This is a genomic window from Streptomyces sp. AM8-1-1 (assembly GCF_032229325.1).
Lineage (GTDB): Bacteria > Actinomycetota > Actinomycetes > Streptomycetales > Streptomycetaceae > Streptomyces > Streptomyces achmelvichensis.
Genome location: NZ_CP135086.1, coordinates 4,698,555 through 4,709,795, shown reverse-complemented (window position 1 = coordinate 4,709,795; position 11,241 = coordinate 4,698,555). Strand labels below are relative to the sequence as shown.

Sequence of the window (11,241 nt, the reverse complement as noted above, 5' to 3'; positions counted from 1 at the left end):
AGACCAATGTGAGAGGGGTCACCCTGTCATTCATCCACGCGGGGAGGCATGGATGGGCAGGAGCCGCAGAACACTTCCGGAAGAGCTTCTGCTGCTCGCTCTGGACCCGACCACGGGTACCACAGCGCAGCCGCAGTCGCTCGACCTCGGCCTGGCCGGAGCTCAGCTAGTGGAGCTGGCTCTGGCAGGACGGATAGCCCCGGACGGGGATCGTATCGCCGTGGTGATGCCACGGCCGACAGGAGATCCGACACTGGACTCCGCACTGGAGCTGTTGCGCAGACGCGGCAGCCCGGTTCGCGCAGTTCACTGGATTGGCGGGCCCCGGCTGGGGCTCCGCCAGATTTACCTCTCCCATCTGGAGCGGTGCGGCATGGTGCATGCCGTGGCGGGCCAGATGTGCGGGGTGCTGCCGACGACTCGCTACCAGGCGACGGAGACGGCGATCAGCCGGGACATCAGAGCCCGGCTGGACAGTGCGATCCGCACCGGCGTACCGCCGGACCCGCGGACCGCGGCGCTCGCCGCGCTGGCCCACGCGGTCGGACTCGGCAAGCATCTGTACCCAGGGAATGAGGGGCGTTCCTCGCGATCCCGTCTGCGGGATCTCATCAGGCACGACCCCATGGGCGGTCTCGTGGCGCACGCCGTGATGGACGTCCAGAACGGTGTGGCCGCTCAGCCTCGCCGCAATCCCGCCGCAGCGACCGGCAGCCGTCAGGTGGCCGCCGCGTCGATGCAGCCGCACCGCGGGACCATGGCCCGCATCCCGGCGCACTGAGTTCAGCAGCACGATCCGCACCGAGAGCACGACAGCACCACCCGCACCACCGGTTTTTCGCCGCACCGACGTCCCCATGACCCGGTTCGGGAGCCGCACATGACGCGCGGGGCAGCCTCACGGCCGCCCCGCGCGTCCGCGCGTGTCCCACGCGCCCTCGCGTCGGGTGCCGCACGCCGTTCCGCCTGTGCTCCCGTTGTGACCACATGGTGGTGGACTCCGTACGGTGCGTGCCGCGCGTGTGGCTATTTCTCAGCGCGGCCATGACCATTGGTGGCAGTCTGCTGAGCGGTAGATACGCTCAGCAACGCAGCCGGAGGTGCAGTTTCCGTGGCGTCCAGTGTCAATCCCACCGTCAGGCGACGCCGATTGGGCCAGGAGCTGCGCCGGCTCCGTGAGCTGAAGGGCATGACGGCCGAAGAGGTCGCGGAGCGCCTCCTGGTGTCGCAGTCCAAGATCAGCCGCCTCGAGAACGGCCGCCGTTCCATCAGCCAGCGCGATGTCCGCGACCTGTGCGGCGTGTACGAGGTCGAGGACCACCGGATCGTCGACTCCCTGATGCAGATGGCCAAGGACTCCCGCCAGCAGGGCTGGTGGCACGCCTTCGGCGACATCCCGTACAGCGTCTACATCGGCCTGGAGACGGACGCGGCGAGTCTGCGGGTGTACGAACCGCAGGTCGTGCCCGGTCTGCTGCAGACCCGGCAGTACGCGGAGGCCCTCATCGCGGGCGCGTTGCCGGAGACCGGCACCACCGACATCGACAAGCGGGTCAGCGTCCGGCTGCGCCGCCAGGACCGGATCAAGGACTCCGACCATCCGCTGCGGCTGTGGGTCGTGATCGACGAGGCCGCCCTGCGCCGGCTCGTCGGCGGCAAGAACCTGATGCGCGAGCAGCTGGAGCATCTGGTGGAGCTGTCCCAGCTGCCGCATGTCACCGTGCAGGTGCTGCCCTTCGACATGGGCGCGCACCCGGGGATCAACGGCCAGTACGCGATCCTGGAGTTCCCGGACGCTTCGGACTCGAGCGTGGTCTACATCGAGGGCGTCACGAGCGACCTGTATCTGGAGAAGGCCAACGACGTCCAGAAGTACAGCGTCATGTACGAGCATCTGCGCGCCCAGGCGTTGAACGTGGACCAGACGCGGGCCTTCATCGCGGACATCGCAAAGGACTACGCGCGCTGAGGAGTTGGCCGAAAGGCCGTCAGGAACGCGTTCGCAACGATGAAAACCGTAAGGTACACCCCCGCCAGGTGCGGCGGAGGTGTCATCTGGAATATGCCATCCGGTCGAGTGAACGGCTGCCTCACCGGCCGATGGCGGCGAGTAGCGTCGATCACGCCAGCACAGACGTTGGCGCATCACATCACTCGCACAAGCGGAGCGAACATGGCAATCATTCAGGGCGCCACGGAGACCTGGACCAAGTCCTCGTACTCCACGGGCAACGGTGCTTGCGTAGAGGTCAAGTCCCCCGTCGAACAAGCCATCGCCGTCCGGGACTCCAAGGTCCCCGCGGGCCCGTCGATCAGCTTCGTCCCCGAATCGTGGAACGCGTTCGTGAACGAGGTCGGGCAGGGAGCCTTCGATCTCGGCTGAGCCGTACGCCGAGTACCGAAGAGCACCTGTTGTCCACGCACCACCTGACAGAGCCCTCTCGACTGGTCCGCCGTCCCGGCCGAGGGGGCTCGGCCACCTGCGGGGCCGGATCCGTCAGCGCAACCGGTCCACGTAGCGGTCCGTCCCCGGCACCGTCGGGATGAACGGCGCCACCAGCTCCACCCGCCCGAGACCCGACGCGGCGACCTCCCCGTCCAGACCCGCGAAGTCGGCGTCCCACCGCTCCCGCGGGTCCTGCTCCAGGAACCAGAGCAGTGTGAGGCGCGTGTCGACGCCCTCCACCTGCTTGACGTACGTCATCCGGTCGCCCGGCAGGGGCGTCGGCAGGAAGACGGTCACCATGGCCGTACCGGAGCCCGCGAGGCGCTTCGGGAGGTGGCGGGTGCGCAGCCAGTCCAGCAGTTCGGCCCGCTGCTCGGGGCCGTCCGTGTCGATGACCTCGACGACCATGCCGGCGTAGGGATGGTCGAGCGCGTGATGGTCACGCGGGCCCGCGGCTCCGTCGCGGTAGACCGTCGCCTCGTGGTCCTGGAAGGCCGTGAAGACATGCGTACGGTCCTGGTAGACGCGGCCGTCGCGGTTCAGGCGTTTGTTGATGCCGACCGTCCACTTCATGTGGTCGGCGTAGCGGCCGTCGGTGATCCAGTACGTGGAGATGTAGCAGCCCGCGGTGACCGGCTGGGCCACCGCCGACTTCTCCGGGTAGCGCAGCAGTTGGAGGTCCCTGGTGGCGACCCAGCGGCGGCCGGCGTAGATCCAGGGCATGGCCATCGCGCCGGCGTAGTAGTGGTCGTCCTCGTACCAGCGGTTGTACGCGTACTCGTGGCCCGGGTGCGGTTCGACCATCGTGATCAGGGCGTGGCCGGGGCGCACTCCGTACGGGCCCACACCGGCCAGTTCGGCGTACACCTCGCTGCGTGTGTCGCTCGTCGTACGGTCGCTCATTCCACCGTCTCCCTTCCCTCCGTCCGCGGACGCACCTACTCTGACGGGCCGTCAGATGTTTCGCCAGAGCCGGGAGCCGTCGAGATGCTGCTGCAGGGGAAGACCGTCATCGTGTCCGGCGTCGGCGCCGGGCTCGGCCATCAGATCGCCGCGACCGTCGTACGTGACGGGGGCCGCGCCGTCCTCGGGGCGCGCACCGAGGAGAACCTCGCGAAGTCGGCGGGCGAGATCGATCCGGAGGGCACCCGGACCGCCTTCCGGCCCACCGACATCACCGACGAGGCGCAGTGCGAGGCCCTGTCGGCGCTCGCCGTGGAGCGTTTCGGAGGGATCGACGCGGTCGTCCATGTCGCCGCCTGGGACAGCTACTTCGGCGGGCTCGCGGACGCCGACTTCGCGACCTGGCAGCAGGTCATCGATGTGAACCTGCTGGGCACCCTGCGGATGACCCGGGCCTGCCTGCCCGCCCTGAAGGAGCGCGGCGGCTCGGTCGTCATCATCGGCACGCAGTCGGCGGTCGCCGCGCCCTCACAGGTGTGGCAGGCGGCGTACGCGGCGTCCAAGGGGGCGCTGACCTCGGCGATGTACTCGCTGGCCCGGGAGCTGGGCCCGGACCGCATCCGGGTGAACACGGTGCTGCCGGGCTGGATGTGGGGCCCGCCGGTCCAGGCGTACGTCCAGTTCACCGCGCACACCGAGGGGGTGTCCGAGACCGAGGTGCTCGGCCGGCTCACCGAGCGGATGGCGCTGCCCGAGCTGGCGACGGACGGAGATGTCGCGGAGGCTGCCGTGTTCCTCGCCTCCGACCGGGCCCGGGCGATCACGGGTCAGTCGCTGCTGGTCAACGCCGGCGAGTTGATGCGGTAGCCGCCGTCGCGCGAACCGGCTTGTTCATGGGGCAGTTGGCCTCACCTTTCCTCGGCCGCACGGGACCCGCATCCCGTGCGGTCTTTCTCTGTGGCCGGAGCCTGACGAAGTGCCTGCTCATGGTGTGGCCGCCGTCACGTTCACGACAACGCCCCCGAAGGTCAAGAACAAGCAAAATCGTTCTGCTTTCTGATCTGCGTTCACATTCATGACCACGGAAGGCCTTGACCCGCCGCCCGAACAGGCGGTTCAATCCCGGAAGTCCCCGATCCCGCACGGGGGCGCCGCTGATCGGACGTACTGACGAAGTGCCATGGACGTTCACAAGGCGGACCCCAGGAGGGGGCACATGAACAGTCTCGACTGGACCGTGCTCATCGGATACTTCGGTGTGATGGTCGCGATCGGACTCTGGTCGCACAAGCGCGTGGACAACGTCAGCGACTTCTTCACCGCCGGCGGCAAGATGCCGTGGTGGCTGTCGGGCATCTCGCACCACATGTCCGGCTACAGCGCGGTGATGTTCACCGGCTACGCGGGCATCGCGTACACCTACGGCGTCACGTCCTTCGTGACGTGGTCCCTCCCGATCGCCATCGGCATCTTCATCGGCGCCAAGCTCTTCGCACCCCGGCTGAACCGGCTGCGCTCCAAGCTGCACGTCGCGTCCCCGCTGGAGTATCTGAAGACCCGCTACAACCTCAAGACCCAGCAGGCACTCGCCTGGTCGGGCCTGCTGCTGAAGATCGTGGACGTGGGCGCCAAGTGGGCCGCCATCGCCACCCTGCTCTCCGTGTTCACCGGCATCTCGCTCAACCAGGGCATCCTCATCACCGGTGTCATCACCGGTATCTACTGCACCATCGGCGGTCTGTGGGCCGACGCCCTCACCGAGCTGGGGCAGTTCATCATCCAGCTGTTCGCCGGCCTGGCGATGCTGTTCGCCGTCATGAGCGAACTCGACGGGTTCAGCACGCTGTGGACTGTGTGGGACGAGCCGAAGATGCAGGGCCACGCGGACGCGACCGCCGGCCCCTACACGGTGACCTTCCTGCTGGCGTTCCTCTTCATCAAGACCTTCGAGTACAACGGCGGCATGTGGAACCAGGCGCAGCGCTACATGGCGACCGCCAACGCCCGCGAGGCGACGCGCTCGGCGCGCCTCTCCGCGATCCTGTGGTTCGTCTGGCCGCTGGTGCTCTTCTTCCCGATGTGGTGCGCGCCGCTGCTGATCGAGGCGAAGAAGCCGGACGCCTCCGACTCGTACGCGCTGATGACCGAACAGCTGCTGCCGCACGGCCTCCTCGGCCTGGTCATCGTGGGCTTCTTCTCGCACACCATGGCCATGTGCTCGTCCGACGCCAACGCCATCGCCGCCGTCTTCACCCGGGACATCGCACCCGTGCTGTCGAAGAAGGCCCGGGGCTGGAGCGAGCGGTCGGGGCTCATCGCCGCCCGTCTGTCGACGATCGCCTTCCTCGCGCTGTCGATGGCGATCGCGACGCAGGTCAACTCGCCCACGTTCAAGGACATCATCACCGTCGTGATCAAGTGGGTGGCGGGACTGATGGGACCGATCGCGATCCCGTTCATGCTCGGCCTGCTGCGTCCGTTCCGCAGGTCCGGACCGACGGCGGCGCTCACGAGCTGGGCGGCCGGTCTCATCGCGTTCTTCTTCCTCAACTACGAGATCGACGGCACCGCCAGGACCGATGTGGCTCTGCAGTACCAGGTGTCCGTACCGCTCGCGATCTCGCTGGTGCTCTACATCGTGATCGGCTTCCTCAAGCCGGAGGACACTCCCGAACGCGACGCGGTCATCGCCCGGATCAACTCGGACGACGACGGCCCGGAGGCGGGTGCCGCGGCGGCCGCCGTGCCGGGACAGACGGCGCCCGCCGGGGAGAAGGTCCTCGGCCGCGAAGGGGCCGACGGCTGACGGCGCGCTGACGACACACCCTGACGCACCGGGGCCCGGCTTCCTGAGGATGGAGCCGGGCCCCGGCGCAGGTCCGTGCCGGTGCCGAAAGCGCGACCGGCCCCTTCAGCTGCGGGGGTAACGGGCCAGCCAGCCGGGGGAGTTGATCGTCGGTCCGTGCAGAGCCGGCCCCTGGGTCATCTCCATCGCGAAGTCGTCGGCGAGCTCCAGGATCGTGGGACGGCCCTCGATCTCGGACAGCCAGGCGGGCGGCAGCGCCGTCTCGCCGTGCAGCGCCCCGAGCAGCGAGCCGGTCACGATGCCCGTGGTCTCCGAGGGGCCGTCGTGGTTCACCGCGAGCCGCAGGCCGTGCCGGATGTCCTCGCCGACGAGCGCGCAGTAGACGGCGATGGCGAGCGCGTCCTCGGCGTGATGGCCCTCGCCGAGGGACGCGATGCGCGCCGGGCTCGGAATGCCCTGGCGTACGGCGCCCAGCGCGTGCTTGAGGGCGTCCGTGACGGGCTGGTGCCCCGGGCGGGCGGCCAGCAGGGCGAGCGCGCGCTGCACGGAGCCGTCGAGCGTCTCCCCGCGGGCCAGTCCGTGCACGATGACCGCGAAGGCACCCGCCGAGAGATACGCGGTCGGGTGCCCGTGCGTCTGGGCCGCGCACTCCACCGCCAGCTGGCACACCAGTTGCGGCTCCCAGCCGACGAGCAGCCCGAACGGGGCGGACCGGGCGAGCGCGCCGGCATCGCGCGCCGTCGGGTTCTTGGGCGCCTCCAGGGTGCCCATCGACTCGTCGCCGAGGCCGACCAGGGTCGACCGGGAGGGGTCGCGCCGGGTGTAGAGCCACTCCTCACGGGCGAGCCAGCCGTTGTCCTTGCGGCGCTCGTCGGGTCCCCAGTCGCGCTGGGTGGCGGCCCATCTGAGATACGCGCGGTGCACATCGGTGGGCGGATGCCAGGCACCGGTGTCGCGGCGGACCTGGGCGCGTATGAGCCCGTCGACGGTGAACAGGGTGAGCTGGGTGGCCGCGGTCACGGCGCCGCGGCGGCCGTGGGCGGGTACGAGATCGCCGATGCCGTCCTGCCCGTGTGTGGCGCGTATCTCGTCCAGGGTGAGGGACGCGACCCCGGCGCCCAGCGCGTCGCCGATGGCGCCGCCGAGCAGGGCGCCGCGCACCCGGGCACGGAAGTCCTGCTGCTCCGCACGCCCCCAGACGGCTGTGGCTGCTGCGCTCACCCCGCGTCCCTCCCTGGACGTCGAACGAATGCACCTGGCGGAGCACTTTAATCGACCGCGCGAGATCGGTTCAGGGCTGTAAGGGGGCGGATGCAGTATGTGATGGGTCGCACGTCGGGCCGGATTTGAGCGAGTCGCGCATCAGGGGCCCCAGGGACCCCAGCCTCAACCGGCTCCCCACCCCGCCGCGAGCCGGCCGCCCGCGCCCGCCGCCGCGCACCGGCCGTCCGTCGCCCGGCGCCCGTGGCTCACATCGTCGCCGTCACCCGCAGCACCGCCTTGCCCCGCACCGTGCGCCGGCGCAGGGCGTGGGCCGCGTCCGCGAACCTCTTCCACGGACCCTGCCAGCCGATCTCCACCGCGAGGCGGCCGTCAGCGGCGTAACCGACCAGGAGAGCGAGGTCGACGGCCGGCGCGGACAGGTCGTTGAGGAACGACGTGAGCGACTTGGCCGGCCCGATCGTCGAGTACGGCGGGAAGACGGCCGGCTCCCCCGACGTCCAGCCGACGCTCTGCAGGCTGCCGCCCGGCGCCAGTAGATCCCAGGCCGCGACCATCTGCGGGCCGCCGACGCTGTCGATGATCACGTCGACCGGCCGGTCCACACCCTCCAGGCCCACCACCACCTCGTCCGCGCCCGCCTTGACCAGGCCCTCGCGCCGGGCGGCCGAGCCCACCGAGGCGATCACATGGGCGTCCGCGGCCGCGGCGAGTTGCAGCGCGAACCGTCCGACCCCGCCCGATGCGCCGGTGACCAGTACCCGCTTGCCCGCGGCGATGCCCCCGGCCCGCAGGGACCGCAGCGCGGCGATCCCCGCGACCGGCAGCGCCGCCGCCTCCGCCAGGGAGACCCCCTCCGGGATCTCGGCCAGGGCGTCCGCGTCCACCGCGATCCGCTCCGCGAAGGCGCCGGCCGAGAGGGCGACGACCCGGGTGCCCACCGCGGGCCCCGCGCCCTCGGACCGCACCACCACCCCGGCGGCGTCCGAGCCCAGCACGGCCCCCTCGGGTACGCGTCCCGACCGGGCGTCGTTGAGGTCGCCATGGTTGAGCGAGACGTGGTGGACGTCCACGAGCACCTGTCCGGGCCCTGGTACGGGCTCACACACTTCGGTCAGACGAACGGCGTCGGTCGCGGACGGGTCCACGACGAGGGCTCTGACGGACATGTCGGCTCCTTGGTGACGGTGGTCGGTCCGCACGGCGTGCCGGATCGGTGCTGTGCGTGGTGCTGAACACGGTGCTGATCGCTGCATGCGTGGGGCGGCGGGCGTTCACGGCACCTGCCGTGCCGACCTTGCCGCTGTCGACGGCCCCTGCCACGGACGCTCGCCGAGATGTCGGCGGCCCGCGTCACGGGCCGCGTCACCCCGGCGCGGCTCCGTCCCGCAGCCGATCCCGCTGCGTCAGGGCCCACGCGTAGTCCGGGTCGAGCGCCAGGGCCCGCTCCAGGTCCGCCAGCGCCCTCTCGGGCCGCCCCAGCGCCGCGTACGCCATCGCCCGGCTGCCGAGCGCCCACGTGTACACCGGATTGAGCGCCAGAGCCCGGTCGAACTGCTCGACCGCCTCCTCGTTGCGGCCCATGAAGCGGTACACCTCACCGCGCTCCCCCACCGTCGCCGCGGTGTCCGGCGCCAGCCGGTCCGCCCGGTCGAGATCCTCCAGCGCACCCTCGAAGTCGTGCAGCCGCAGCCGTACATGCGCACGCCTCACCAGCGCCCACACATACGCGTCCCCCAGCTCCACCGCCCGGTCCAGATCCGTCAGCGCCTCCCGCAGACGGCCCTGCTGGTACCGGGTCTGACCCCGGCTGCCGTGCGCCAGCCAGTCCCCCGGCTCCAGCGCCAGTGCCCGGCCGAGCTCCGCGTCCGCCTCCGCGAGCCGTCCCGCCCGCCGGTAGGTCTCGCCGCGTTCGCGCACGGTCTCCGGCGAACCGGGCAGCAGCTCCTCGGCCTTGTCCAGATCCTCCAGCGCCTCGTCGAACCCACCCGCCGCCCGGTGCACCACCGCGCGCCCCCGGTACACCGACGGGTCGTCCGGTGCCAGCGCGATGCCCTGCCCGTAGTCGGCGAGCGCCTCCTCGTACGCGTCCAGGCGGAAGAACTGCCGCCCGCGGGCCGCGTACGCGAGCGCCCGTACGCCGTCGTCCGCATCGGAGCGGCCGATGAGCAGGCCCAGCACCCGTACCGCGCCCAGCCGTTCGTCCTCCAGCGCGGCGAGGCACTCCCGGCCCCAGCTGCCCAGCTCCTGCGCCCCGCCGTCCTCCCCGGCCTCGGCGACGGCCCGTGCCCAGCCGCGCGCGACGGCGATCCCCTCGCCGCAGGCGGCCACGCCGTCCTGGAGGACTGCCGGGAGCGCTGTCCGGGGCCGGGCGCACAGCAGGTGGTACACCTCCTCGACACGCGCCGCCCGCCAGGATTCGTCCGCCCACAGCGGGGCGGTGCCGCCGGCCTCGGCACACCGGGCCGCGTACACCGCAGCGAGCCGGCCGTGGCTCTCGCTCCACCGCTGCGGAGACCCGGTACGCCGCAGCCGCAGCATGGGGGCGCGGACGACATCGTGATAGCGGGCCCGGCCGCCGTGTTCACTGACGAACGGCAGCGAGCGCAACCAGCCGTACAGTCCCTCCTCCCGTCCCGCGCCGTCGCCCGCGACCGCGTGGAACAGGTCCTCGTCGAGGTGGCGGGGCAGCGCGCCTTCGAGCGCGGCGGCGCGGCGCACCGGCTCCGTCTCCCACTTCAGGAAACGCTCGACGGCCGTGGCGCTCGGGTCGCCGACGTCTCCCGGGTTCTCGGCGAGCGTGGAGACCAGCACCGGCAGCCGGCCGGAGAGATGGAGCACGTCCCGTACGACCGTCTCGTCCAGCACCCCTTTGGCGGCGAGGAGTTGGCGCGCCTCGGCGTCGGTGAACGGCCGGAGCGGGAGCTCGGTGACGAGGCCGACGCAGTCCCCCCAGCGGACCGGGTCGAGGGGGCGCTGCCCGGCGGTGGTGACGACGATGTTCGCGGGCAGAGCGCCGTACCGCTCGGTCGTCAGCAGGTCCCGCAGCCAGTCGTCGAGGAACGGCCCGGTGCGCTCGTACGTGTCGAAGAACAGCGCGATCCAGGGCGCCCGTTCGGCGACCCGCTCCAGTTCGGCGGCGAGCACGGGGGTCAGGGTGCGCAGGGGGTCCAGGACCAGCTGGACGTCGTCGTGGTTGCGGAAGCGGGCCGCGAGCGCGGCCCGCAGCTTCTCCGTTCCCTGGGCGAGCTGCGCAGGGTCGACCATCGCCGTGAACGGGCCGACCCCGGGGAGGAGTCCGAGCCCGGCGAGCCCCGCGCGGGTGACGGCCACGGATGCGCCGTTCGGCTCCTGCGCCTCGCGACCCGGTCCCGTGGCGCCCGGTCCCTCGGGGCCGGCCGGCTCGGGGGCGAGCGCCTCGGCCTCGTACCGCCGCTGCCGGTAGGTCGCCAGCATCCGGTCGAGCGCCTTCAGCGGGTGGCCCTGCCGCTCGAAGTGGCCGCACAGCGCGGTCATGGCCTCCGGAACGCTGTTGACGCTCTCGTCGACGTACGCCGTCAGAGCACCGCGCTCGCGGGCCGCGTCCTCGAGCCGGCGGACGAGAGCGCTCTTGCCCACGCCCGCGCTGCCGTGGACATGGAAGATAAAGCAGTGCCGCTCGTCCTCGGGCGGGATGTCGAAGTTCCCCCGGAACCGGGCCAGTTCCTCCCGTCGCCCGACGAAGTGCTGACGGCTCTTCAGGATCTGCTGCATCGACGGTCTCGACCCGGCCATGGTCCAAGTGTCCCCCAGACCCGGCCGCGGGCGAGGTCCCGGCGCGTGACCGTACGGCGTGGGTCAGTAGCCGCGCCGGATCGCGGCCCGG

General features: G+C 71.1%; 9 protein-coding genes. 5 read left to right on the top strand and 4 right to left on the bottom strand.

All coding sequences use genetic code 11. From position 1 onward, the window contains the following. Nucleotides 1-52: 52 nt before the first annotated feature. From RPQ07_RS21305 to RPQ07_RS21295, 3 genes are all read left to right on the top strand, one after another. Nucleotides 53-781, top strand: a complete 729-nt coding sequence (locus RPQ07_RS21305; protein WP_313945769.1) for a GOLPH3/VPS74 family protein — start codon at nt 53-55, stop codon at nt 779-781. Between the two features lie 330 nt (nt 782-1,111). Continuing rightward, nucleotides 1,112-1,969: a helix-turn-helix transcriptional regulator gene (locus tag RPQ07_RS21300; protein WP_313945768.1), complete on the top strand. Its 858-nt coding sequence runs from the start codon at nt 1,112-1,114 to the stop codon at nt 1,967-1,969. 204 nt (nt 1,970-2,173) lie between these two features. Beyond that, nucleotides 2,174-2,383 carry a DUF397 domain-containing protein gene (locus RPQ07_RS21295; protein ID WP_313945767.1) on the top strand — a complete coding sequence of 70 codons (210 nt, stop codon included), beginning with the start codon at nt 2,174-2,176 and terminating at the stop codon, nt 2,381-2,383. 114 nt (nt 2,384-2,497) lie between these two features. On the opposite strand, the gene RPQ07_RS21290 is transcribed toward RPQ07_RS21295, so the two are convergent. Beyond that, on the bottom strand, nt 2,498-3,349 hold the full coding sequence (locus tag RPQ07_RS21290) for a hypothetical protein (RefSeq protein WP_313945766.1): 852 nt from the start codon (nt 3,347-3,349) through the stop codon (nt 2,498-2,500). Between the two features lie 84 nt (nt 3,350-3,433). On the opposite strand from RPQ07_RS21290, the gene RPQ07_RS21285 reads away from it, so the two are divergent. Beyond that, complete coding sequence (locus RPQ07_RS21285; RefSeq protein ID WP_313945765.1) at nt 3,434-4,216, top strand: SDR family oxidoreductase; 783 nt, start codon at nt 3,434-3,436, stop codon at nt 4,214-4,216. 349 nt (nt 4,217-4,565) lie between these two features. Then, nucleotides 4,566-6,155, top strand: a complete 1,590-nt coding sequence (locus RPQ07_RS21280) for a sodium:solute symporter family protein (protein ID WP_313945764.1) — start codon at nt 4,566-4,568, stop codon at nt 6,153-6,155. 105 nt (nt 6,156-6,260) lie between these two features. Here the strand turns inward: RPQ07_RS21280 and RPQ07_RS21275 are convergent, their stop codons facing one another. From RPQ07_RS21275 to RPQ07_RS21265, 3 genes are all read right to left on the bottom strand, one after another. Beyond that, nucleotides 6,261-7,376 carry an ADP-ribosylglycohydrolase family protein gene (locus RPQ07_RS21275; protein WP_313945763.1) on the bottom strand — a complete coding sequence of 372 codons (1,116 nt, stop codon included), beginning with the start codon at nt 7,374-7,376 and terminating at the stop codon, nt 6,261-6,263. 248 nt (nt 7,377-7,624) lie between these two features. Continuing rightward, nucleotides 7,625-8,545: a zinc-binding dehydrogenase gene (locus tag RPQ07_RS21270; protein WP_313945762.1), complete on the bottom strand. Its 921-nt coding sequence runs from the start codon at nt 8,543-8,545 to the stop codon at nt 7,625-7,627. A 196-nt stretch (nt 8,546-8,741) separates the two neighbouring features. After that, nucleotides 8,742-11,150 carry a tetratricopeptide repeat protein gene (locus RPQ07_RS21265; RefSeq protein ID WP_313945761.1) on the bottom strand — a complete coding sequence of 803 codons (2,409 nt, stop codon included), beginning with the start codon at nt 11,148-11,150 and terminating at the stop codon, nt 8,742-8,744. Nucleotides 11,151-11,241: the final 91 nt, after the last annotated feature.